Below are 23,802 nucleotides of genomic sequence, written 5' to 3'. Positions count from 1 at the left end.
ATACCTAGACCTAGAAATGCACATCCTTACCCTGAGGATCGCTTCGCGTCACATACCCGAGGCAGGAGCCGTATGCGGTAGTTCCGCACGTACGGATCTGTGCGGGGGGCGGCAGGTAACTGCCGTCCCTACCGCGACCCAAATACCAGCTTTTCCTCTCGCTGTCGTGACACCGTTCATCCTCTGATTTCGTCTGCCTGGTGCTAAACTGCAGCAGTGACACTTGGGAGGGGATATGGGCTTATACGATCGTTATGTTCTACCAAGATTGATCGATACCGCCTGCGGCATGGGGGATGTTATGGCACGGCGCGCGCGACTGGTGCCCCGAGCGCACGGCGAGGTGCTGGAGATCGGCATCGGTACCGGGCTAAATCTGCGCTACTACGACCCGGCCAGGGTTACGCGACTTATTGGTGTGGACCCGGCCGCACAGATGCAGGCGTTGGCGCAGCGACGCAGCGCTGACGTGGATTTCCCTGTCGACATGGTCGCTGTCGATGTACGGGGAATACACGCCGATGACCGTTGCTTCGACACTATCGTCATGACCTTCACGCTCTGCAGTATTGCCGATCCCTTGCCCGCGTTGCGGGAAATGCACCGCGTACTACGTGATGGTGGAAAACTGTTGTTTTGTGAACACGGTTTGGCTCCTGAGCCCGGTGTTCAGCGGTGGCAGCATCGTCTTACACCATGGTGGAAACCCTGGGCAGGCGGTTGTCATCTTGATAGGAATATCCCGGCATTGATACGTGACGCCGGGTTTTCAATCGAGGAAATGGGTGCCGGTTACATCAAGGGACCGCGGCCGATGACGTTCATATATGAAGGGGTCGCAAATAAGGATTGATAGACAGTTCAGTGACAACAAAAAAGCGCCCATGGGCGCTTTTTTGTTGTGGCATTTTCAAGGGCAATGCTCAGGCGCGTCCCCATTCCAGGTCCTGCAGGTGACGCCACATCAGCTTGCCTGTTGGTGACTTGGGGATGCTGTCGGCAAAAGAGACCATTTGTGGGCATTTGTACGCTGCCATATTCTCATGGCACCAACTGATGATGTCCTGCTCGCTGGTGTTTTCCTTGCCAGCCGCGAGTACCACGATGGCCTTGACTGTCTCCCCTCGGCGCTCGTGCGGCGCAGAGATGACACAGACTTCCTGGATTGCCGGATGGGCGTACATCAAGGATTCGACTTCCGCAGGCCATACCTTGAAGCCGGATGCGTTAATCATGCGTTTGACGCGGTCAACTAGGAAGAAGTAACCCTCTTCGTCGTAGTAACCCAGATCACCGGAGCGGAAGAAGCGATGACCGTCGAGTTCAATAAACGCCTCTTCGGTAGCGTCGGGGCGGTTCCAGTAGCCTTGGAATATCTGCTCTCCGCGCATGATGATCTCCCCGGTGACACCAGGCTCCACTTCCTTTAGCGTTTCCACGTCAATGACGCGTGAGTCGACACCGATGAAGGGAATGCCCAGGCACTGTGGCTTGCACGCCAACGGCGGGTTGACGTGCGTAGCAGCGATTGTTTCGGACAGGCCGTAACCTTCCATGTAGGTAAGGCCGGTTTTCTCTTTGAGTTTGGCCGCCACGGCTGCCGGCATGGCTGCACCACCACCACCAATGCCGGTGAGCGAGCTAATGTCGTACTTGTCGATATCAGGGTCAGACAGCATGTCGACGACCATGGTCGAGATGTTGCGCCAGGTATTGATCTTCAGTCGCTCGATCAGGGTGGCAGCGACCTTGCGGTCCCAGCGCGTCATGACAACCAGTGTGCCGCCGGCATACAGCGTCGAATTCATGCATGATTGCATGCCGGTCACATGGAACATCGGTACCGATACCAGGTGAATGCAGCTGTGCTGGGTGTTGACCCAGGCCGCACCATAAACGGTGGTGGCCATGACACTGTGATGGGTGTGCACGCAGCCCTTGGGGTTGCCGGTTGTGCCGGAACTGTAGGGAATGACGCACAGGTCCTGTGGCCCTGCTGTCAGTGGGCCGGGCTGCAGGCTTGCATTGAGCGCATCCTGCCATCGGGTTACACCTTCTTCGCCTGTAGCGGCCGCCGCCGGTTCTGCAACAGCTTCGGGCAGCGGCAGGTCAGTTGGCTTCCTGACGTACTCGCTGTAGGCGCTGACAATCACCTCGCGCAGACTGCTGTTGCCAATATGTGGCGCAACGAACTCGCTGAGTTCCTGGCCACACAGTGCGACCGGCGCCTGCGTGTCTTCGATCAGATAGGCCAGTTCGGCAGTACGGTTCATCGGATTGACGGGTACGACCACCGCGTTTGCCCGCAGGATGGCGAAAAACCCAATGATGTACTGTGGGCTGTTCTGCATATAGAGCAGCACCCGATCGCCAGCCTGCACGCCGGCCTTTTGCAGGTAACCGGCCAGGCGTTCGGTCTCGTCCTGAAGTTCGCGGTAGCTGATGTCGGTGCCGTAGTAATGAATGGCAGGGTGTTGCGGATAGCGCAGTGCCGAGACGGTGATGTTGTGATACAGGTTGGTTGCGGGTAGCTCCAGCTTGCGGGGTACCTGCTCCGGCCATACTGCAAAATGACGATCAAACATGCATCCAGTCTCCTGTTATTGTCGGTGCGTTATCCCGGGGAGCGCACCGACTGTTGTATTTGGGCATGTTCGCAGCATAGGTGGCGGCGGGTCCAAGGGGAATCAAACTGCACTCTCGTGTTAGCAGGCAATAAACAGCGCTTAGTCGGCGTCCCGCCGATGGGTGTGGATCGGGTATAGTTAGCGACTAAGGGTAACGCGATGACGTGACCACGGGAGAGGGCTGCAGGTATGACACAGAATCAGGTAATCATCTTCGATACCACACTGCGTGACGGGGAGCAGAGCCCCGGCGCGTCCATGACCAAGGACGAGAAGCTGCGCATTGCTCGTGCGCTGGAGAAGCTGCGCGTCGATGTCATCGAGGCCGGTTTTGCAATCGCGAGTCCCGGTGACTTTGAGGCGGTCAAACTGATCGCCGATACCATTCAGGACAGTGTCGTGTGCAGTCTGTCCCGAGCCATGGATGCCGATATCGACCGTGCGGCCGAGGCGCTGGCCGGCGCCAATGCAGGTCGTATCCATACCTTTATCGCTACCAGTCCGATTCACATGCAGCACAAGCTGCGTCTGCCGCCGGATCAGGTGGTTGAGCAGGCGGTGCGTGCGGTCAAGCGTGCGCGCAATCTCTGCCCGGATGTCGAGTTTTCCTGCGAGGATGCGGGTCGCTCGGAGATCGACTTCCTCTGCCGCATCATCGAGGCCGCCATCGACGCCGGCGCGCGCACCATCAATATCCCCGATACGGTTGGCTACGCCATCCCGCATCAGTTTGCCGACACTATCCGTCAGATCATTACCCGGGTGCCGAACGCCGACAAGGCGATCTTCTCTGTTCATTGTCACAATGATCTTGGCCTTGCGGTGGCCAACTCGCTGGCGGCGGTAACCGCGGGCGCGCGCCAGGTCGAATGCACCATCAACGGTCTTGGCGAGCGGGCCGGCAACGCTGCGCTGGAAGAGATCGTCATGGCGATCAAGACCCGTAAGGACCTGCTTAACGTTGAGACCCGCATCCAAACCGAGAACATCCTTGCGGCGTCGCGTCTGGTTTCGGGTATTACCGGCTTTCCGGTGCAGCCGAACAAGGCAATCGTAGGTGCCAACGCCTTTGCCCATGAGTCCGGCATCCATCAGGACGGGGTACTCAAGCATCGGGAAACCTACGAAATCATGAGTGCCCAGTCGGTTGGCTGGCATACCAACAAATTGTCACTTGGCAAATTGTCAGGCCGTAACGCGTTCCGTTCACGGCTTGAGGAGCTGGGTATTGAACTCAGTGGCGAGGCGCTGAACGCGGCTTTCGCCCGGTTCAAGCAACTGGCCGATCGCAAGCACGAAATCTTCGACGAAGATCTGCAGGCCCTGGTAACCGATACCCTGACCGAAGTGGAAGAGCACATTCGCCTGGTCCACCTGGAGGTTACCTCATGCATGGGCGAGATTCCGGTTGCGACGGTGCAGCTGACCGTGGATGGCGTAGAGAAGACCTCAAGTGCAGAAGGCTCCGGGCCGGTGGATGCGACGTTCAAGGCGATTGAGCAGATTGTCGGGTCGCAAGCCAGCCTGCAGCTGTATTCGGTTAATGCGATTACCCAGGGTACCGACTCTCAGGGCGAGGTAACGGTGCGGCTTGAAAAGGCCGGGCGAATCGTCAACGGTAACGGTGCTGACACTGATATCGTGGTCGCGTCGGCCAAGGCGTATATCAATGCGCTGAATCTCATGCGCGAAGGCGCTTACCGGGCTCATCCGCAAGCGGCAGACGTTTGATGTACGAAGCGACTCGCCTCGCTTACCTGGAGGCTCTGGGCGTTACCAACTGGATGCCGCGCAAACCGCTTGCGGCGGTGCCCGCGCGTGCGCCTGCACTGCTGCTGCCGGAGCCAGAGGTGTCCGCGGCGGAGGCTGAGGCTGCGCCTGCCGGGCAAAGCATCGCAGCGCCGCGCGTTGAGGTGCCAAGGCCAGTCAAACCGACAGTCGCGCCAGCTCCTGTTCCTGCTCCGCCGGCGCCGGTCCCCGAGCCGGTGAAAAAAGGCCCCGCGGCGGAGCCGGTCGCAGCGTTCTACCTGCAGCTCTGGCAATCCGGTCCGTGCATGTTGCTGATTGAAACACCCGAGCCAGGGCTGGAAAGCGCGATGCCCGGCTTTATCCTGATGCAGGACATTTTGCGTGCGGTGCAACTCCCGGACCGTCCGACACTGGTCGCTGATTTTCGCTGGCCGCTCAACCGTAACCCGCAGCTGGACCGCAGTGCTGCTGCGGCTAATCGCGGGTTGCTGGCCTTCTTGCAGGCTCGGCTGGAGTCACAGCAGATCGTTTCGGTCGGCTGCTTTGGTGTTATGAATACCCTGCTTGTTGAAACCGATCTGACCCAGGCTGATGCGTTGCTCGGCTGCGAAGAATCTGTCGACGGCTTGCCGCCCGTGTGGTTTGCGCCCAGCCTCGACAGCCTGCTCAAGCGCCCGCAGGAAAAAGCGGCGTTGTGGACGTTGTTACGCCGTGTGCGATCGCGCTGGCAGGAGAAGTCATGAGTACGTTGTCCTTTCGCCGCATGCAGGAGTCGGATCTGGATGCGGTGCTGGCGGTCGAGTTTGCCGCATTCAGTCATCCCTGGACACGCGGCATTTTTTTGGATTGCATCCGTTCGGGGCATGAGTGCTGGCTCGCCTTCAGCGGACAGCAGCAGGTCGGGCACGGCGTACTCTCGGCTGCTGCCGGCGAGTCGCATTTGCTCAACATTACCATCAAGCCCGAGAGTCAGGGCAACGGCTATGGTCTGGCGTTGCTTGATCACTTGATGCAGCAGGCCAAGGCGCGTGATGCCGAGGTTACGTTCCTCGAAGTGCGCGAATCCAACCAGAGTGCAGCGCGACTATACGAGCGTTACGGCTTTAACGAAATTGGTCGGCGCAAGAACTACTACCCGGCAGTGGGTGGGCGCGAAGACGCGCTGGTCATGGCCTGCTCGCTGATCGACTGAGCCCATGTCCAACGCACGTCGTAACGGCGCCATTGTCGGCCTGGTGATCTGCACGCTGGCTTGGGCGGGCAATGCATTGGTTGCAAGGGCCACTGCCGGTATGTTGCCGCCGATCGGCTTGTCCTTCTGGCGCTGGTTGACCGCGCTGCTGTTGTTGCTGCCATTCACCTTGCCGAGCCTGTATCGGCACCGCGATCTGCTCTCAGTGCATTGGAAACAGATCGCGATACTTGCGGCGCTGAGTATCTCCTCCTACAACACTCTCCTGTACCTGGCCGCGCAAAGCACCACCGCGATCAACATTACGCTGGTCAACACCGGCTTGCCGGTCGCTGCCTTTATCTGGTCTGTCGTATTACTGCGGCAGTGGCCGACACGGCTGACGCTGCTTGGCACATTACTGTCATTTCTCGGCTTGTTGCTGATTCTCAGCGCTGGCAAGCCATGGCAATTGCTGCAGATTGGCTTTAATCGGGGCGACCTGATAATGGTGCTGGCGGTGCTTGCCTGGGGCCTGTACTCGGTTCTGCTGCGGCGCTGGCCGGTTCCGGTGCCAGGGTTTACCTTGCTGGCGGCCATGCTGCTGTGCGGTGTACCACTGCTGTTGCCGTTCTATCTATGGGAGTTGAACGCGCACGGTAGCATGCCCTGGTCGCCTCAGGCATTCGGCGCGATTGGCTACACCGCCGTAATGGCGTCGCTGGTTGCCTACTCCGCCTGGAACCATGGCGTGCGCGTACTGGGGCCGGCAACAGCCTCACTGTTTAGTTATCTGATGCCGATATTCGCCTCGCTGCTCGGTATCTTGCTGCTGGGCGAGCAATTGCACGCCTATCACCTGGCTGGCGGTGCGCTGACGTTTGTCGGCCTGTTGCTTGCGACCTGGCAGGGACGGAAAGCCTGATGCAGCTGTGTGTTATTCCCGGTGACGGGATTGGTCACGAGGTCATACCGGTTGCCGTTTCTGCGCTCAGGCGACTGGTGCCCGGTCTGCAGACGCACGCGGCTGATGCTGGATGGGAGTGCTTTCAGCGTAGCGGCTCGTCTGTTCCGGAAGCCACGCTGGAGAGTCTGCGAGCGACCGGTGCCGGGCTGTTTGGCGCTGTCTCATCACCGGCGCGCAAGGTTGCCGGGTATCGCAGCGCCATTCTCACCCTGCGCCAACAGCTCGGCCTGAACTGCAACCTGCGCCCGGTGCGGAGCTGGCCAGTCATCTCGCCCCGCAGCGGTGTCGACATGCTTATTCTGCGGGAGAACAGCGAAGGGCTGTACGTTGGTCGCGAGCACATGGAGAGCGAAGGCATTGCGATTGCCGAGCGACAGATCAGCCGGGCGGCCTGCGAACAGTTCGCTGCGCGAATCGTCGAGGTGGCCGAACAGCGAAGCGCCCACAGGGTGACACTGGCCCACAAGGCCAATGTGCTGCCGCTAACCTGTGGGCTGTTTCGCGACACCTGTCGTCAGGTGCTCGCCGTGCACGGCTGGGAGGCTCAGGTAGACGAGCGACTGGTAGACGTTGCGGCACTGCAGCTGGTCGAGTCGCCGGAAAGCTTTGATGTGCTGGCCACCACCAATCTGTTTGGCGACATCCTGTCCGATCTGGCCTGTCACTGGTCAGGTGGGCTTGGCATGGCGCCGTCGCTCAACTGGGGACAGGGCATTGCCCTTGCCGAACCGGTACACGGCAGCGCACCGGATATCGTCGGAACCGGCCGGGCCAACCCTATTGCGGCCCTGCTGAGCGCGGCCTTACTGTTGAGATATCACTGGCAGCAACCAGAACTGGCCGCGCGACTGGATGCGGCGGTTGAGGGCTTTCTGGTCGAGGCGGGTGCAGTTGATTTTGCTGATCGCACCACAGAGATTATTGCCGACGGGGTGATCAGCAGGCTGTAGGACGACGACAGGCTATACGTGGAAACATAAAAAAAGGCCTAGCCGAAGCTAAGCCTTTGAAAAGGTTGGTGGCTACACCGGGACTTGAACCTGGGACACCAGCATTATGAATGCTGTGCTCTAACCAACTGAGCTATGTAGCCATCCGAGGCGCGCATTATTCATTTCTGCGCAAATGTTGTCAACCCTCTTTCCAAAACTTTTTTATCTGCCTTTTCAATTATTTAACCGACGCCAGTGCGCAGAGCGGATTGTGCTGTTCCGACTCAGTTGCTGTCGAGCTGCATGGGGACGCTGACGTTTTCTTCGCCGCTGTCTTCGGTAATGCTGACGTCGATCTGGAATACCCGTTCTGCCTGCATTCCCGCGCGCTCGGTCAGGTAGCCCTTGATATTGCTGGCTCGGAGCTGGGCCAGTCGACGCAGCATCAGTTGACTGGCTCGCCAGTGCGTGAGCACGGCCTGGCGCAGTCGGGTGGTGCGCTCTTCGGGTTCAAGTTCGGCCCAGTCGGTCGGCGGCTGTTGTTTCAGTTGGGTGCGGTAAATGGCTTCCAGCAGAATTGGCTTGTCCTCGTCTTCGACAACAAGCTCACTGGGGTCGGCGGGCAGTTTCTCGCCGCTGTTCTGCAGAATCTGGTACTGCAGCCGCTGATACTCGGTCTCCAGTCGCTCGGCTGCCAGAGGAGGGCCGTCCTGCTCGATGGCGCTGCGTCCCTGGACTTCGAGAATCAGGGCAGGGCGTTCCTGCAGGGCCTGAGCGAGGGTATCCAGAGCGCTTTGCGCGGTGCCATCGAGCTCGGTGCTGCCGGCCGCGAAGCTGATCTGGCTGATGTCCGCCTGGTCTCCGGATACCAGTCCGGCGATGAATTTGAACGGCGCCTGTGTTGCCCGCAATAGCAGGTTGCGCAGGGTTTGCCAGACCAGCGGCATAACGCTGAATTCGGGGTTGTTGAGATCGCCCGATACCGGGATCGACAGGTCAATGTTGCCCTTGGTGTCCTTCAGCAGGGCCACGGCCAGGCGCACCGGCAGGTCGACGGCGTCCGGGCTGTCGACTTTCTCTCCCAGTTGCAGGCCCTCCAGGAGCAGTTTGTTCTGGGCATTCAGCTGTCCTTGCTGGATGCGGTATTCCAGGTCCAGGTTCATGCGCCCCTTGCGGATGCGGTAGCCGGCGAACTTGCCGGAGTAGGGGGTCAGGGTCGTCAGCTCGACGTTGCGGAAGCGGGTAGCGATATCCAGGCTGTTGAGCGGATCAAAGGGTGTGAGCCCGCCCTTGATGGTGACGGGCGCATAGCGGTCTACGCGGCCGCTGATATCGACATTGGCAACCAGCGGACGCTGATTGTCGATGGTGCTGATCCGGCCGTTCAGCTGGCCCATTGCGGTGGCAAAGTTGGGGGTAAGGCTGAAGTCGGCAAAGTTGGCGGAGCCGTCATGGATATCGATACCGCCAATGCGCAGTGCCATTGGCGGCTTGTCGCTGGCCGGCGTGCTGGGTTCCGGCTGGCCGGGTTGCTTGACGATCAGGTCGCTGAAGTTGGTGGTCAGGTTCTCGTTGACGATGAAACGCACGTAGGGGCGTTGCAGGCTGATGCGTTCGATGCTCAGGCTGTCGCTCCGGTAGTTGATGCCGGTGACCTGCAGCTGTTGCCATTTCAGCAGATCCCGCTTGCGGTCAGAGTCCACCACATGCAGTTGGCTGACGCTGGCCTCGCCGGTGATGGCCAGGTCAAGGGGAGCGGTGCCCCGCAGCTGCAGCTTCAGGTCGCCATCCATCAGGCCGCTGCGCAACTGTATATCCACCAGTGGTTCCACGTAGGCGCGGGCGAGCTGGAGGTTGATATCTCGGCTGGCAATGTCGAGGTTGGCTGACAGCGGACGCAGATTTACCTCGCCGGCGGCACTCAGGTTGCCGTCGCCGTTCACGCCAGTCTGCAATTGGAGCCTGAAAGGTGTTGAGGCTGCGCTGTCAAAGTCGCTGATGCTGATGTTGAGCGGCGCGAGCTCCAGATTGACGTCGGTATCGGGCAGGCGGTCCTGCAGGTGCAGCTGGTAGCCGCTGAGGTCTGCCTGGGCAACCTGTAACTGCCATGCCGGTTGTGGTGCCTGTTGCGGCCTGGTTGCTTCGGTCTCTGCGTCTTCAGTGCTGGCGGAGGCGGCTGGCGCTGCGTCCTGGTCAGTTGACGGCGCGTCTTCGGTTGCCGGCTTGGGAAGCAGTGCAAGCAGATCAATCTGACCATTTTCCAGACGGGCAGCCCAGGCCTCCAGCCCCTGACTCTGGATGCTGCCAAGGCGGGCCTGGCGGGCCGCGATGTCGAGCGAGCCGTCGTTGATGCTCAATGACGGGACGCGCAGCAGGGGCTTGTCGTTGTGGTCGATGATCAGGCTGTCGAGATCAAGGCGTGCGTTGCTCAGGCGAACATCGGTGTGCTCGGACAGGTCGATGTGATAGTCGGTGCTGGCGCTGATTGCGCCGCTTTGCAGCAATAGCGGCAAGCGCTCATGCACGTAAGGCCAGACGGTCTGCAGTTTGGCAGCGTGCAAGCTGATGCGGCCGCTGGCGCGCAGAGGTGACAGGCTGAGCCGGCCATCCCAATCAAGGGTCGCGCCATAGGGGCCGGAGGCCGTCAGCCTGAGGTTGCCCTGGTTGTCGGGCAGCGTGCTGAGGTTGTGCAGCTCGAGCGAGATGGCGTCATAGGCAAACTCCACGGCCTCGGAGGGGCGCAGATCCTGGAAGTTTGCGCTGTTACTGATCAGTGCAATGCGGTCGACCAGGACCGGGAACGGTTGGGCGTTCGGGTCCTGTTCCCGGGGCTCCGATGCTGGCAGATCAAATAGCTGCAGAAGGTTCAGCCCACCCTCGGCATCAAGGCGGGCATCGACGTATGCGCGCTCCAGTTCAACGTCGGAAAGATGCAGGGCGCCATGCCAGAGGCTGTCGAGCTGCAGGTTGGCGTAGGCACGGCGGAAAGCGATCTGCGGCGCACCAGGCGCACCGATATGCAAATTCCAGAGGGTTGCTTCGAAGCTGAATGGGTTGAACTCGACGCGCTCCAGTTTGGCTGGCACCGTAGCGAACCGATTCAGCTGCTGGTTGGCGACGTGCAGGATGATCGCGGGCAGCAGCAGGGCGCCAATCAGGGTGTAGGCAAACAGGGCCGTCAGCAGTGAAACAAACAGCGTTTTCTTGCGTAAGCGCATGGGATTCTCGCAACAACATGGAGCACTGGGAGTATGGCACGGGAATCGTATGGGTGGGGCGTGAACGGGCTGCGGCTGACTGCATTGGTCTCGGTGTCAGTCCTTTGCACCGAACGAGGGGAGGTTGATCAAACAAAAAAGCCCCGGACGCGGTTGCGTGCGGGGCCTTCGACTGCCGGAGAGGTCAGACGTTGAAACGGAAGTGCATTACGTCGCCATCCTTGACGATGTATTCCTTGCCTTCCAGGCGCCATTTGCCGGCTTCCTTGGCACCGCTTTCGCCGTTGTACTGAATGAAGTCGTTATAGGCGACGACTTCGGCACGGATAAAGCCCTTCTCGAAGTCGGTGTGGATGACGGCGGCGGCCTGCGGTGCGGTGGCGCCGATCTTGACGGTCCAGGCGCGTACTTCCTTCACCCCGGCGGTGAAGTAGGTCTGCAGACCTAGCAGCTCGTAGCCGGCACGGATTACGCGGTTCAGGCCCGGTTCTTCCATGCCCATGGTTTCGAGGAACATCTGCTTTTCCTCGTCGTCATCCAGCTCGGCGATTTCCGCTTCGATCTTGTTGCAGACCGGAACCACGACCGCGCCTTCTTCCGCGGCTATCTCGCGCACCACGTCAAGATGCGGGTTGTTCTCGAAGCCTTCTTCGGAGACGTTGGCGATATACATCACCGGCTTGTTGGTCAGCAGGTGGAAACCCTTGGCCAGCTGGCGCTCTTCCGGGCTGAGGTTTTTCAGCAGCGAGCGGGCGGGCTTGCCTTCTTCAAAGTGCGGAATCAGCTGTTCCAGCAGCGCCTTCTGTGCGACTGCTTCCTTGTCGCCACCCTTGGCGTTGCGGGCAACGCGCTGCAACTGTTTCTCGCAGCTTTCCAGGTCGGCGAAGATCAGTTCCAGATCAATGGTTTCGATGTCGCGGCGCGGGTTGACGCTGTTGGAAACGTGGATGACGTTGTCGTCTTCAAAGCAGCGCACCACGTGGGCGATGGCGTCGGTCTCACGGATGTTGGCCAGGAACTTGTTGCCCAGGCCTTCACCTTTGGAGGCGCCTTCTACCAGGCCGGCGATATCGACGAACTCCATGCTGGTCGGGATGACGCGCTCGGGCTTGACGATGGCGGCCAGGGCGTCCAGGCGGGCATCGGGCATGGGGACCACGCCACTGTTCGGCTCGATGGTGCAGAAGGGGAAGTTCTCGGCACCGATACCGGCTTTGGTCAGTGCATTGAACAGGGTGGATTTGCCGACGTTGGGCAGTCCGACGATGCCGCAGTTAAAACCCATGGTGTTGTCCTCTGCCGTTGGTTCGGCGTAATGAGATTCAGGCCTTGAAGCTGTGCAGGCGTTGCATGACGGCGGTCCAGTTGCCTTCGACCATGCCCGGCAGTTCGCCGATGGCCTCGTCGATGCAGGCATCCAGCGCATCCTGCTCGGCGCGGGGCGCGCGGCCCAGTACAAAGCCGGTCACCTGTGAACTGTGGCCGGGGTGGCCGATACCCAGTCTCAGGCGGTGAAAGCCGTTGTTGTTGCCCAGTTTGGCGATGATGTCGCGCAGACCGTTGTGTCCGCCGTGTCCGCCACCTTTCTTGCACTTGACCACGCCCGGGGGTAAATCCAGCTCGTCGTGGGCAATGAGAATTTCTTCGGGTGCAATGCGATAGAAGCTCGCCAGCGCGGCGACGGCCTGACCGCTGCGGTTCATAAAGGTAGTGGGTATCAACAGGCGAACGTCCTGACCGTTCACGCTGATGCGTGCCGTCAGGCCAAAAAACTTGCTCTCCGGACGCAGGCTGGTGTTGTGCCGTGCGGCCAGACGCTCAATAAAAAGGGCGCCAGCGTTGTGGCGGGTCAGTTCGTATTCCGGGCCAGGATTTCCCAGTCCAGCGATCAACTTGATTCCCTGCGTCACAACGGGCGCCCTCTTCAGAGTCGTGCGGGAGATTACTCCGCGGACTCCTCGCCTTCAGCCGGCGCGTCAGCAGCAACGCGAGCAGCGTGGACGTTGGCAACCGGCAGGTTGTGATCAGCGCCCTGAGCCAGAGCAGTGATAGCAACGCCTTTCGGCAGCTTCAGGTCAGACAGGTGGACGATCTGATCCAGTTCAACGGCAGCCATGTCGACTTCGATGAACTCAGGCAGATCTTTCGGCAGGCAGTGAACTTCCACTTCAGTCATGGTGTGGGAGATAACGCCGCCTTTCTTGACGCCTGCACAGCTGTCTTCGTTAACGAAGTGCAGCGGAACGTTGACGGTCACTTCGTGGCCGGCAACAACGCGCAGGAAGTCAGCGTGCATGATTACCGGCTTGGCCGGGTGACGCTGCAGTGCTTTCAGCAGCACGTCTTCTTTCTTGCCGTCGATGGACAGGCTGATGACGTGGGAGTAGAAAGCTTCGTTTTCCAGGGCTTTTTTCAGTTCGCGTGCTTCCAGAGCAACGTTCTGAGGAGCCTTGTCACCACCGTAAACGATGGCGGGAACCAGATCAGCGTTACGACGCAGGCGGCGGCTCGCACCTTTCCCCAGGTCAGTACGCGCTTTCGCATTAAGAGTGAAGTCGACCATTGTAGTCTCCTTGCTAACTCACCCGGGCATTTGCGACCAACGCATCGGGTGATGGGTGATGCCCTTGCGGGCTGTTAAATCAGCGCTCGTACCTTAACGGAACATCGCGCTGATGGATTCTTCGTTGCTGATACGGCGCATGGCCTCGGCCACAATCGGGGCCATGTCCAGCTGGCGAATGCGCTCGCAGGCAGCAGCGGCCGGGGTCAGCGGGATGGTGTTGGTCACCACCAGCTCGTCCAGCACGGAATTGGTAATGTTCTCGATTGCCTTGCCGGACAGGATCGGGTGCGTGCAATAGGCAAATACCTGCGCGGCGCCGTGATCCTTCAGTGCCTTGGCGGCATGGCAGAGAGTCCCGGCGGTGTCGACCATGTCGTCGACCAGTACGCAGGTGCGGCCTTCTACATCGCCGATGATATGCATCACTTCGGACTGGTTGGCCTTGGGGCGACGCTTGTCGATGATGGCAAGATCGACACCGAGGCTCTTGGCTACGGCGCGTGCGCGCACGACGCCACCGATGTCCGGGGAGACGATCATCAGATTCTCGAAGCGCTGATCCTGGATATCGTCAATCAGCACCGGCGAACCGTAAATGTTGTCGACGGGGATGTCGAAGAAGCCCTGGATCTGGTCTGCGTGCAGGTCAACGGTCAGCAGGCGGTCAACGCCTACGGTGTCGAGCATGTCCGCGACCACCTTGGCGCTGATGGCAACGCGTGCCGAGCGCGGGCGGCGATCCTGGCGGGCATAACCGAAGTAGGGGACCACTGCGGTGATTCGCGAGGCTGAGGAACGACGCAGGGCATCAGCCATGACGATCAGTTCCATCAGATTGTCGTTGGTCGGGGCGCAGGTGGGCTGCAGGATGAAGACGTCCTTGCCGCGTACGTTTTCGTTCAGCTCGACGTTGACTTCACCGTCGCTGAATCGGCCGACGGTAGCGTCGCCCAACGGGATGTGCAGTTGACGCACGACGCGCCGTGCCAGATCGGGGTTGGCGTTCCCCGTGAAAACCATCATCTTGGACACGCAGCAATACCTTTTGTGGGTAGTGGCTAGGTGGAGAATTCAGGTCTGCGGGAATGCCGAAACGGCCTCAACCAGCCAGACTTGAACAATTCTGTAGTTGATTGCTGCCGGAGAGAAAAATGGCAGGGGCGGCTGGATTCGAACCAACGCATGGCAGGATCAAAACCTGCTGCCTTACCGCTTGGCGACGCCCCTGTATCTGTCCGGATGCACGGCTGCATCCGTCATGCTTGCTTTTGCAGTTCGCGGTGTAACGGAGAAACGTTACAACCTCTTGCTACAAAACTTCGCAGTGTGGCTGGCAACCGGGCGCGAACTTTATCAGCTTCGCGTTCGTTTGGGAAGGCCCCAAACAAGCAACTGCCAGTCCCGGTCATCTTAGCCTCACAATATTTGTTTAGCAAGATCAACGTGTTACGAATTTCAGGGTAACGCGTTGTAACGACCGGCAGACAGTCATTCCGACCACCGCCTGCGACGAAGGCCGCTAATGTAATGGGCGATGAGTTTCGCGTCAACCTCTCATCTGAAAAAATTTCAGCGGTGCTGACAGGGCAGTCCGGCGCCACTACCAGGAACCAGGGCTCTTCCAGTTCTACCGGGGTCAATTGCTCGCCCACTCCTTCGGCCCAGGCGGCATGCCCTCGGACAAAGACGGGGACGTCAGCGCCCAAGCGGATGCCCAGCTCGGCCAGTTGGTCGATGCTCAAGCCGGTTTGCCACAGGTGGTTGAGGCCAAGCAGGGTGGTAGCCGCGTCTGAACTGCCGCCACCGATACCGCCACCCATGGGCAGAATCTTGTCCAGTTTGATGTCGGCACCCAGTGGTGTACTGCTGGCCTCTTTCAGCAGGCGCGCGGCGCGGACGATCAGGTTGTCCTCCGCATCCACGCCCGGCAGGTCACTCAGCAAGGCAATTTTGCCGTCGCTGCGGCTGCTGAAATGCAGGGTGTCTCCGTAGTCGAGAAACTGAAACAGGGTTTGCAGTGTGTGGTAGCCGTCGTCGCGCTGGCCGGTAACATGCAGGAACAGATTCAGTTTGGCCGGTGCGGGCAGGCTGAGTGTCGCGGTGTTCATTCGGTGATGCCGGGTTTCCAGTCGGTGATGACCAGCGTCAGCAGCAGATCGTGACCTGATATCTGCAGACGTTGGGGAAGTTCCAGTCCGTCAACTTGCTGGTAACGGCTGTATTCGACTGTCCAGCCGCTCTGGCTGAGACGGCCCAGCCGGCTTTGGCTATCCAGCTGCAGGCGGCTGGCTGAATCCGGTGCGGGCAGGCCGCGCACCCACCAGAGCAACTGGTCGACCGGCAAGTGCCAGCCTATCTGTTCGGCGACCAGGTCTTCAGCCGAGCTGGCGGAGACGGTCGGCCGGCCGGCTACCTCCAGCGTGGTGCTGTTGCGGTCGCCCTGAATGCGGGTAGCTCCGCGCCCCAGAGGGCCTGACAGGCGGATATCGTAGTAGGCTCGGCGCTGCAGCCAGAACAGCGTGCCGCTGCCCGACTCTTGCGGGCTGCGGATGCCGATCTTGCCTTGCAGGATCCAGCGGTCCAACGGCTCCAGTTGTGCTCGGTGGGTTTTCCAGGCGTTCTGGTCGCCGCCAAACTCGATGGTTTCGCGTTGATGCAGGCTGCCGCAGGCGGCCAGGGTTAACAGCAGGCAGAACAAAAGAGGCAGGCGCAGCATGGACATGTCTTATTCGGCTTCCAGGCGTTTGCGGGTTTCAGGAATGAGTGGGCTTTGCGGGTCCAGCTTGAGGGCATCTCGCCAGATCCTGCGTGCTTGGCGTTCTTTGCCTTGGCGCCAGAGCACTTCGCCCAGGTGGGCCGCTACTTCCTGGTCAGGGAAGGCGTCGTAGGCTTCACGCAGCAGCGTCTCGGCCAGCTCCAGATTGCCCAGGCGGTAGTGAACCCAGCCCAGACTATCCTTGATTGCAGGGTCGTCCGGTGCCAGTTCGGCGGCGCGGGTGATCAGCGACAGGGCACGATCCAGCTCGATATTGTGGTCGGCGAGCGTGTAGCCCAGGGCGTTGAGCGCCATCGCGTTGTTCGGTTCCTGTTCGATGATGCTGCCAAGGTCCTCTTGCAGGCCGCGCAGGTTGCCCAGCTGCTCGTGCAGCATGGCGCGACTGTAGAGCAGGCCGCTGTCCTGCGGGTAGGCCTGCAGGGCTGCGTTAACCTGTGCCATTGCCAGTTCGGGATGGTCCGGCATCAAGGCTTCTATTTCTATCTGGAACAGTGTCAGACCGTGTTGCGGATGCTGGTCCCTGTCCTGCTGAAATTGCGCCTGCAGTGCCTTCATGCGGTTTTGCTCAAGCAGCAGGCGGGCGATTTGCACGCGGGATGTCAGCAGTTCATTGCCACTGTCGATGCTTTGCCAGGTGAGCAGTGCATCATCCGTGCGGCCGGCCGCCAGATAGGCATTACCCAGGTGATAGCGCGCAGTATTGTTGCCGGGTGCAAGCTGAAGCGTGTGCTGCAGGTGAATGACGGCGTCTTGCGCCTGCTCTAGTTCCAGTTCGATCAGGCCGAGTGATAACTGCAGGTCGGCGTCGTCCGGGTTGTCGGCAGCAAGCTTCATATACTGCACGCGGGCATCCCTGAAATTACCCTTGCTGACGAGCAGTCGAGCCAGCATCAGACGCAATCGAACCTCGTCGGGAAAGCGCTCAAGGCTGTCGTACAGCAACGCCTCTGCCCGATCCGGGTCCTGCTCGGCGAGTAGTCGGCTGTGCAGCAGGATGATTGGTGGTACCTCATTACCTCGCGGTTGTTCCTCCAGCAGTTGCAGGGCGTCTTCGGGGCGGTCTGCCTGCTGCAGAAGCAGGGCACGGGCAAATACCAGTTGCGCGTTGTCCGGGTGGCGTTCCTGCATTTGGCGGAGGCTGGTCAGCAGGGCGTTGCGGGTCTGGGGGTCGGTTTGGGCGGCCGCCAGCGCGAGAAAATCAAAATGGGTTTCGCCATGCAGGTCCAGCGCGCGCTGCATCATGTCCATGGCCTGCTCATGTCGGCCGGCACGGGCCAGGTGAATGGCGGCCGAGCGCAGGGCTTCCGGATCCTGCGGAGCGATCTCGACCCAGAGTTGGGTCAGTTCGTTGGCGGCCTGCTCATTGCCCAGAAACTCTGCAACGCGGACGGCACGCTCGGTCACCCCGGGATCACGGGTGCTGCGTGCCTGTTTCAGATAGTTGTCGAGTGCGATATCGAAGCGGTTGCGCTGGCCCGCGATTTCGGCGGTCAGCAGATCAAACAGAGTGTCCTGGCGGAACTGGCCGTAGACCGTTGGCTCCGGCTGGCTTGCCGTCTCCGGCTTCTGGGGCGTGCTGTCGGCAGGCGCGCCGGCCTGATCCAGTGTGCTGCAGCCACCGAGCAGCAGGCCTGCGAACAGCAGTGCTGGCAAGGACGGAATGAGTGTAGCCTTCATATCGGATCTCGTGCGAAACGGTGGGCCGATCCGGGCGGAGGACGGCGTCCGGCGCGGCATTGGGGAATCATGACACAGGCGTGGGGACAAACCCAGTGGGCGCCATGAAAGGTGCCTGTGCGGCATCCTGCCACTGAGCGTCGAGTAACCGTTCGCCATGCCGTGATTGATTGGCTTGACTTAACATAGGACAATCGCACGTTTGGCAGCAGCTCCGTTCTCGCAATACGAGGCATCATGGGTTTTATCGCACTGGGCATCAATCATCGGACCGCAGGGGTTGAAGTACGCGAGCGCGTGTCCTTCTCACCCGAGCAATTGCCCGATGCACTGCAGCGTCTGCGTGCCGAGGCCGGTGCTGACGAGGTTGCCATTCTTTCTACCTGCAATCGCACCGAGCTTTACTGTGCTCAGGAGGAGCTCGACGCGGATCGTCTGGTCGAGTGGGTCGCCCGCTTTCATGGTATGACCGTAGAAGAGCTGCGCCGTTCCAGCTACCTGCATCAGGATGCCGGTGCGGTTAACCATATGATGCGGGTAGCCGCCGGGCTTGACTCGATGGTACTGGGCGAGCCGCAGATTCTCGGCCAGATGAAGGATGCCTGGCAGGCCGCGCGTACTGCCGGCACGCTTGGCCCGTATCTGGATCGCTTGTTCCAGAGCACCTTCAACATGGCCAAACAGGTGCGAACGGACACCGCAATTGGCGAGAATCCGGTGTCGGTGGCCTTTGCCGCAGTCAGTCTTGCCCGTCAGATCTTTGCCGACCTGCGCCGCAGTACCGCGCTGCTGATCGGTGCTGGCGAGACCATCGCGCTGGTTGCCCGTCACCTGTTTGAACAGGGCGTTGGCCGGATTATCGTTGCGAACCGAACGCTGCAGCGGGCTGAACTGCTGAGTGAGCCGCTGGGTGGCCAGGCCATCGTGCTGACCCAGATTCCGGATATTCTCGCCGAATGTGACGTGGTGATCAGCTCAACCGCCAGCCCGCTGCCGATCCTCGGTAAAGGCGCGGTCGAGCGTGCGCTCAAGCAGCGTCGGCACAAACCCATGTTCATGGTCGATATTGCCGTGCCGCGCGACATCGAACCGGAAGTTGGCAGTTTGGCCGACGTGTACCTCTATACCGTCGACGACCTGCATGAAGTGATCGAAGAGAACATGCGCTCGCGTCAGGGCGCAGCCGAGGCGGCCGAACGGCTGATCGAGCTGGGCACTGGCGAGTTCATGCAGCGTCTGCGGGCGCTGGCGGCGGTGGATGTGGTGCGCAGCTACCGGCAGAAGGCCGAGCAGGCGCGCGATCAGGAACTGCAGAAAGCGCTGGCCAAGTTGCAGCGCGGTGCCGATCCCGAGCAGGTGATGACCGAAATGGCTCGTCTGCTGACCAACAAGCTGCTGCACGAACCCAGTGTGCAGCTCAAGCAGATGACAGCGCAGGGGCGGATCGAAGCGCTGGCGCTGGCGCAAGAACTCTTTGCCCTGGGTGACAGCGCCCCGGGCAACCGCAATACCACGGTACAAGGCGACTCATGAAAGCATCCCTGTTGAATCGGCTGGACTCCCTTGGCGAACGCTTCGAGGAGCTGTCTGCGCTGCTCAGCGACGCCGAGGTCATCAGCGATCAGACCCGCTTCCGGGCTTACTCCAAGGAGTACGCCGAACTTGAGGGTACGGTCAAATGCTACGAGCAGTGGCGTCGGGTGCAGGGTGACATCGAAGAGGCGCGTGGCCTGCTCAAGGACAGCGACCCGGACCTGCGGGCCATGGCCGAAGAGGACCTGGAGAGCAGCAGCGCGCAACTGGCCGAGCTGGAAGAAGAGCTCAATCGCCTGCTGCTGCCGAAGGACCCTAACGACGATCGCAACGTATTCCTCGAAATTCGCGCCGGAACCGGTGGCGACGAGGCGGCGATCTTCTCCGGTGACCTGTTTCGCATGTACAGCCGATACGCCGAGCGTCAGGGCTGGCGGGTAGAGGTGCTGTCGGAAAACCCCGGTGAGCATGGTGGCTACAAGGAAGTGATCGCCCGTGTCGAAGGCCAGTCGGTCTACGCCAAACTCAAGTTCGAGTCCGGCGCGCATCGCGTGCAACGTGTACCGGAAACCGAATCCCAGGGCCGGATTCATACCTCTGCCTGTACCGTTGCCATCCTGCCGGAGATGGACGAGCAAGCCGCAATCGAGATCAACCCCGCGGATCTGCGGGTCGATACCTACCGCGCCTCCGGTGCTGGCGGTCAGCACGTCAACAAGACCGATTCGGCCATCCGCCTGACCCACCTGCCGACCGGCATCGTGGTCGAGTGTCAGGATGAGCGTTCACAGCACAAGAACCGCGCCCGCGCCATGAGCCTGCTGCAGGCCAAACTGGTCAACCAGCAGCGCGAAGCGCAGGAAAAGGAGCTGTCCGACACCCGCCGTTCGCTGGTCGGCTCCGGGGACCGCTCCGAGCGCATTCGCACCTATAATTTTCCGCAGGGCCGGGTGACCGATCACCGTATCAACCTGACGCTCTACAGTCTGGATGAGATCATCGCCGGTAACCTCGACAACGTCATCGAGCCGCTGCTGCGCGAATATCAGGCCGACCAACTGGCGGCGCTGGAGACGGCATGACGCCGACCCTGGCCGAGGTGCTGGCCAGCGCCGAACTGCCAGACTCGGACACCGCTCGGCTGGATGCCGAGCTGCTGCTCTGTCATGCCATCGGCAAGCCCCGTACCTATCTGCGCACCTGGCCTGAACGCCGACCCGATGCCGAGCAACTGCGCCGCTTCGAACAGCTGCTGAGCCAGCGGCGCAGCGGTGTGCCGATTGCCTATCTGCTCGGTGAACAGGGCTTCTGGAGTCTGCAGCTGGAGGTCAGCGAAAGCACCCTGATTCCGCGCCCGGATACCGAGCGGCTGGTTGAGGTTGCGCTGGAACTGGGGCCGCAGGGGGCTGCCGAGGTTCTGGATCTCGGCACCGGCACCGGTGCGATCGCGCTGGCGCTGGCGGCCGAGCGCCCTGACTGGCAACTGACCGGGGTGGACCGGGTCGCCGAGGCCGTCGCGCTGGCCCGGCGCAACGCCGAGCGTCTGCGGATCGGTAATGCCTGTTTTGAACAGAGTGACTGGTTCACTGCACTGGCGGGCCGGCGCTTTGATCTGATTGTCTCCAACCCGCCGTACATTGCTGCCGATGACCCTCATCTGCAGCAGGGCGATGTGCGTTTTGAGCCGGGTAGTGCGCTGGTCAGCGGTGCCGACGGGCTGGATGATATTCGCACGTTGGTGCAGCTCGCGCCGGCGCATCTGCAGGCCACTGGCTGGTTGCTGTTTGAGCACGGCTGGCAGCAGGCCGACGCGGTCGCGCAACTGCTGCGCGAGCAGGGTTTTGAGCAGGTACAGAGCTGGCGCGACCTGGGTGGACAGCTGAGGGTAACCGGAGGGCAATGGCGTGGATGACCAGCAACTGCTGCGTTACAGCCGGCAGATACTGCTGCCACAGATCGATATCGACGGTCAGCAACGGCTGCTGGACAGTCGGGTTCTGATCGTTGGGGTCGGCGGCTTGGGCTCGCCGGTCGCGTTGTACCTTGCCGCCGCGGGCGTTGGCCAAGTGGTGCTGGCCGACCCGGATCAGGTTGATTTGACCAATCTGCAGCGGCAGATCATTCATCACGCCGTCGATATCGGCCGTGACAAGGTCGCCTCTGCGGCCGAGCGCGTCGCCGCGATCAACCCTCAGGTCAGGTGCCGCACGCTGCCCGTCGCGCTGGCGGATGATGCGTTGCTGGCTGCGGTGGCTGAGGTCGACCTGGTGCTGGATTGTTCCGACAATTTCGCCACCCGTCACGCGGTCAATGCTGCCTGTGTCAGGCTCGGCAAGCCGCTGGTGTCGGGCGCGGCGATTCGGCTGGAAGGCCAGCTCAGTGTATTTGATCCGCGCCGTGACGACAGCCCCTGCTATCAGTGCCTCTACGGTGATGGCGACGAGCAGGCGCTCAGTTGCAGCGAAGCCGGTGTAGTCGGTCCGCTGGTTGGCCTGGTCGGTAGCCTGCAGGCGCTGGAGGCGCTCAAGCTGCTGGCCGGGTTTGGCGAGCCGCTGGTTGGACGCCTGTTGCTGATTGATGCCCTCGACAGTCGCTTCCGAGAGCTGCGTGTGCGCCGGGACCCGGGTTGCAGTTGCTGCGGAGCGGCGGCATGAGTGCGCCCATTGGTGTGTTCGACTCCGGTGTGGGAGGGCTGTCGGTATTGCGCGAAATTCGCCGTCTGATGCCCCGCGAGAATCTGCTGTATGTCGCCGACAGTGGCTACGTGCCCTATGGTGAAAAGCCGCCGGAGATGATTCGTGAGCGGAGCCTGCGGATTGCCGAGTTTCTGATCGAACAGGGTGCCCGTGCTCTGGTGCTGGCTTGCAATACGGCCACCGCCGCTGCGGTCAACGAATTGCGCAGCACCTTCGACATGCCGATTATCGGCATGGAGCCTGCGGTCAAACCGGCAGCAGCGGCTACCCGCAACGGCAAGGTCGGCGTGCTGGCGACCACCGGTACATTGCAGAGCGCCAAGTTCGCCGCCTTGCTGGACCGCTTTGCCCGCGATGTACAGGTGTTGACTCAGCCCTGCCCGGGGCTTGTCGAGTGCGTCGAGCGGGGCGAGCTTAAGGGGCCGGAGGTGCGCGCGCTGCTGACGCGCTATGTCGATCCCCTGCTGCGGGCCGGGTGCGACACTCTGATCCTCGGTTGTACCCATTATCCCTTTCTCAAGCCGCTGTTGCGGGAGTGTCTGCCGGCGGGCGTGCAACTGGTCGACACCGGTGAGGCGGTAGCGCGTCAGCTGCAGGCCAGACTCAACGAAAGCGGCCGCCAGGCCTCTGATGGTACAGGCGATGTAGGCTTCTGGAGCAGTGGTGATCCACAGCTGATGGCAGCAGTGCTGCCGGTGTTGTGGGGCAGCGCCGGTGCCGTGTCCAGGCTGCCGGTTTGAGGCGTGGTGGCGAACTATCAGCTATAAATCTGTCTATCAGACGGTACGTGTTGAAGACATAAGGAAGAAAACGCCATGAGACGTTCAGGTTTGATCATCGGTACCGTATTTACGGCCATGACCCTCAGCCCTTCAGTGTTTGCGCTGGATGGCATCACCGTAGAAGGCGGTGACAGCAGTGAGTCGACCAATGTGTGGCGCGTGGGAGTGCAGTTCGATTTCGGGCGCACCCTGTGGCAGAGCGATGGTGGCGGCGCGGTGCTGACCGGTTTCTGGGATGCCGGCTACACCCACTGGAGTGGTCTGGACGCCGAAACCATCAGTCTGGCTCCGGTATTCACGCTGAATTTCCCCGGTAACGGCGCGGTGACGCCGTTTATTGAAGGCGGGATCGGGCCTGCGGTCTTTACCGAGACCAATCTGGCTGATCGCCGAGATCTGGGTTCCAAGTTCCAGTTCGAAGACCGTATCGGCGCCGGCCTGCGCTTTGCCTCCGGTGCCGAGCTGGGCGTGCGCTGGTATCACTACTCCAACGCGGGTATCAAACAGCCCAACTCGGGCATCAATAAATCGGCGGTGTATTTCCGCTACCCGCTGTAGGTCTGCGGCTCAGGCGCCGGAGCGGCGTCTGGCCAACTGCTGTACGCGATATTGTTCCCGGTACAGATGGGCAAAGCCGTGCAGCAGTGGCATGACCAGCGCCCAGATGGCGGCCAGCAGCAGTGCGCTGTTGCGCTCGCCCAATGGCAGGCCGACGCCCGCCAGCTCGGCACCGGCCACGTAGCTCAGCGGACCGCCGATTGCGCCCAGCAGGGCGGCCCGCCAGATCGGGCGGGCGGTCCAGCCCAGGCTGTGATTGAGCGTTGTGGCCAGCATCGCCCAGAGCATGGCCAGCCAGAGCGGCGCCAGCAGCTCCTGGCCGACAAAGGTGAATACCCCCAGCTGCAGCAGGAAGGAGTCGAGCGCAGCCCCTGCCAGCATCACTGATACCACCAGCTTGCCTTCGGCTGCCCAGCTGCTGACCCAGAAAAAGTGGATCAGCAATGCGACCGCCGGCACTGCCAGCCAGTAGCTGTTGCCGCCCAGTACGCAGGCAAGCCAGCTGAGCTGGAACAGCACGGCGTTGGCGATCAGGCGGCGGTCAGGCATG

Annotated in this window: 22 protein-coding genes and 2 tRNA genes; 12 read left to right on the top strand and 12 right to left on the bottom strand. The window is 61.1% G+C overall.

What is annotated here, in order from left to right:
• The first annotated feature begins 235 nt into the window (after positions 1-235).
• The gene (locus AC13EY_RS08665; RefSeq protein WP_228246608.1) at positions 236-853 is read left to right on the top strand and encodes a class I SAM-dependent methyltransferase; all 618 of its coding nucleotides are present in this window, start codon (positions 236-238) and stop codon (positions 851-853) included.
• A 70-nt stretch (positions 854-923) separates the two neighbouring features.
• On the opposite strand, the gene AC13EY_RS08660 is transcribed toward AC13EY_RS08665, so the two are convergent.
• Complete coding sequence (locus tag AC13EY_RS08660) at positions 924-2,585, bottom strand: long-chain-fatty-acid--CoA ligase (protein ID WP_228246609.1); 1,662 nt, start codon at positions 2,583-2,585, stop codon at positions 924-926.
• Positions 2,586-2,816: 231 nt separating this feature from the next.
• Here AC13EY_RS08660 and AC13EY_RS08655 point away from each other — a divergent pair, with 231 nt between their 5' ends.
• From AC13EY_RS08655 to AC13EY_RS08635, 5 genes are read left to right on the top strand one after another with little or no spacing between them, the layout of a single operon-like run.
• Positions 2,817-4,358, top strand: coding sequence for a 2-isopropylmalate synthase (locus AC13EY_RS08655; RefSeq protein ID WP_228246610.1), 1,542 nt, complete (start codon positions 2,817-2,819; stop codon positions 4,356-4,358).
• Positions 4,358-5,119: a hypothetical protein gene (locus AC13EY_RS08650; protein ID WP_233048347.1), complete on the top strand. Its 762-nt coding sequence runs from the start codon at positions 4,358-4,360 to the stop codon at positions 5,117-5,119. Before AC13EY_RS08655 ends, AC13EY_RS08650 begins: the two co-directional genes overlap by 1 nt.
• Positions 5,116-5,568: a ribosomal protein S18-alanine N-acetyltransferase gene (gene rimI / locus AC13EY_RS08645; RefSeq protein ID WP_088273139.1), complete on the top strand. Its 453-nt coding sequence runs from the start codon at positions 5,116-5,118 to the stop codon at positions 5,566-5,568. The genes AC13EY_RS08650 and rimI overlap by 4 nt, the downstream gene beginning before the upstream one ends.
• Before the next feature lie 4 nt (positions 5,569-5,572).
• Positions 5,573-6,472 (top strand): DMT family transporter, encoded by a 900-nt coding sequence (locus tag AC13EY_RS08640; RefSeq protein ID WP_233048346.1) that lies wholly within the window; start codon positions 5,573-5,575, stop codon positions 6,470-6,472.
• Positions 6,472-7,464, top strand: coding sequence for an isocitrate/isopropylmalate family dehydrogenase (locus AC13EY_RS08635; protein WP_233048345.1), 993 nt, complete (start codon positions 6,472-6,474; stop codon positions 7,462-7,464). The genes AC13EY_RS08640 and AC13EY_RS08635 overlap by 1 nt, the downstream gene beginning before the upstream one ends.
• A 66-nt stretch (positions 7,465-7,530) precedes the next feature.
• Here the strand turns inward: AC13EY_RS08635 and AC13EY_RS08630 are convergent.
• The 10 genes from AC13EY_RS08630 to AC13EY_RS08585 form a co-directional block, all read right to left on the bottom strand.
• Positions 7,531-7,607: transfer RNA gene (locus AC13EY_RS08630), tRNA-Met, on the bottom strand.
• Positions 7,608-7,730: 123 nt separating this feature from the next.
• Positions 7,731-10,664 carry a DUF748 domain-containing protein gene (locus AC13EY_RS08625; protein WP_335600843.1) on the bottom strand — a complete coding sequence of 978 codons (2,934 nt, stop codon included), beginning with the start codon at positions 10,662-10,664 and terminating at the stop codon, positions 7,731-7,733.
• A 184-nt stretch (positions 10,665-10,848) separates the two neighbouring features.
• On the bottom strand, positions 10,849-11,949 hold the full coding sequence (gene ychF / locus AC13EY_RS08620; RefSeq protein ID WP_228246615.1) for a redox-regulated ATPase YchF: 1,101 nt from the start codon (positions 11,947-11,949) through the stop codon (positions 10,849-10,851).
• 37 nt (positions 11,950-11,986) lie between these two features.
• A complete protein-coding gene (gene pth, locus AC13EY_RS08615) occupies positions 11,987-12,562 on the bottom strand; it encodes an aminoacyl-tRNA hydrolase (RefSeq protein ID WP_088273889.1) in 576 nt (191 codons plus the stop codon).
• A 44-nt stretch (positions 12,563-12,606) separates the two neighbouring features.
• Entirely contained in the window at positions 12,607-13,227 is a 621-nt protein-coding gene (locus AC13EY_RS08610; RefSeq protein WP_088273143.1) for a 50S ribosomal protein L25/general stress protein Ctc, read from the bottom strand.
• A 93-nt stretch (positions 13,228-13,320) separates the two neighbouring features.
• Complete coding sequence (locus tag AC13EY_RS08605) at positions 13,321-14,262, bottom strand: ribose-phosphate pyrophosphokinase (protein ID WP_088273144.1); 942 nt, start codon at positions 14,260-14,262, stop codon at positions 13,321-13,323.
• A gap of 120 nt (positions 14,263-14,382) precedes the next feature.
• Positions 14,383-14,457: transfer RNA gene (locus tag AC13EY_RS08600), tRNA-Gln, on the bottom strand.
• A gap of 29 nt (positions 14,458-14,486) precedes the next feature.
• Entirely contained in the window at positions 14,487-15,338 is an 852-nt protein-coding gene (gene ispE / locus AC13EY_RS08595) for a 4-(cytidine 5'-diphospho)-2-C-methyl-D-erythritol kinase (RefSeq protein ID WP_233048343.1), read from the bottom strand.
• Entirely contained in the window at positions 15,335-15,952 is a 618-nt protein-coding gene (gene lolB, locus AC13EY_RS08590; RefSeq protein WP_233048342.1) for a lipoprotein insertase outer membrane protein LolB, read from the bottom strand. Before lolB ends, ispE begins: the two co-directional genes overlap by 4 nt.
• A 3-nt stretch (positions 15,953-15,955) precedes the next feature.
• On the bottom strand, positions 15,956-17,683 hold the full coding sequence (locus AC13EY_RS08585; RefSeq protein WP_233048341.1) for a tetratricopeptide repeat protein: 1,728 nt from the start codon (positions 17,681-17,683) through the stop codon (positions 15,956-15,958).
• Positions 17,684-17,920: 237 nt separating this feature from the next.
• On the opposite strand from AC13EY_RS08585, the gene hemA reads away from it, so the two are divergent.
• From hemA to AC13EY_RS08555, 6 genes are all read left to right on the top strand, one after another.
• Complete coding sequence (hemA, locus tag AC13EY_RS08580; protein WP_233048340.1) at positions 17,921-19,216, top strand: glutamyl-tRNA reductase; 1,296 nt, start codon at positions 17,921-17,923, stop codon at positions 19,214-19,216.
• Complete coding sequence (gene prfA, locus AC13EY_RS08575; protein WP_228246620.1) at positions 19,213-20,298, top strand: peptide chain release factor 1; 1,086 nt, start codon at positions 19,213-19,215, stop codon at positions 20,296-20,298. The genes hemA and prfA overlap by 4 nt, the downstream gene beginning before the upstream one ends.
• The gene (prmC, locus tag AC13EY_RS08570; protein WP_233048339.1) at positions 20,295-21,128 is read left to right on the top strand and encodes a peptide chain release factor N(5)-glutamine methyltransferase; all 834 of its coding nucleotides are present in this window, start codon (positions 20,295-20,297) and stop codon (positions 21,126-21,128) included. Before prfA ends, prmC begins: the two co-directional genes overlap by 4 nt.
• Positions 21,121-21,870, top strand: a complete 750-nt coding sequence (locus AC13EY_RS08565; RefSeq protein ID WP_233048338.1) for a molybdopterin-synthase adenylyltransferase MoeB — start codon at positions 21,121-21,123, stop codon at positions 21,868-21,870. Before prmC ends, AC13EY_RS08565 begins: the two co-directional genes overlap by 8 nt.
• Positions 21,867-22,652 carry a glutamate racemase gene (gene murI / locus AC13EY_RS08560; protein ID WP_233048337.1) on the top strand — a complete coding sequence of 262 codons (786 nt, stop codon included), beginning with the start codon at positions 21,867-21,869 and terminating at the stop codon, positions 22,650-22,652. Before AC13EY_RS08565 ends, murI begins: the two co-directional genes overlap by 4 nt.
• A 75-nt stretch (positions 22,653-22,727) precedes the next feature.
• A complete protein-coding gene (locus AC13EY_RS08555; protein WP_228246624.1) occupies positions 22,728-23,252 on the top strand; it encodes an acyloxyacyl hydrolase in 525 nt (174 codons plus the stop codon).
• Positions 23,253-23,261: 9 nt separating this feature from the next.
• On the opposite strand, the gene AC13EY_RS08550 is transcribed toward AC13EY_RS08555, so the two are convergent.
• Positions 23,262-23,801: a DUF2878 domain-containing protein gene (locus tag AC13EY_RS08550; RefSeq protein WP_228246625.1), complete on the bottom strand. Its 540-nt coding sequence runs from the start codon at positions 23,799-23,801 to the stop codon at positions 23,262-23,264.
• Position 23,802 lies beyond the last annotated feature (1 nt).

It is taken from the genome of Halopseudomonas sp. L-58, from assembly GCF_056859475.1.
Note: the sequence above shows the minus strand (reverse complement) of the source record. Positions and strands in the feature narration are given on the sequence as shown.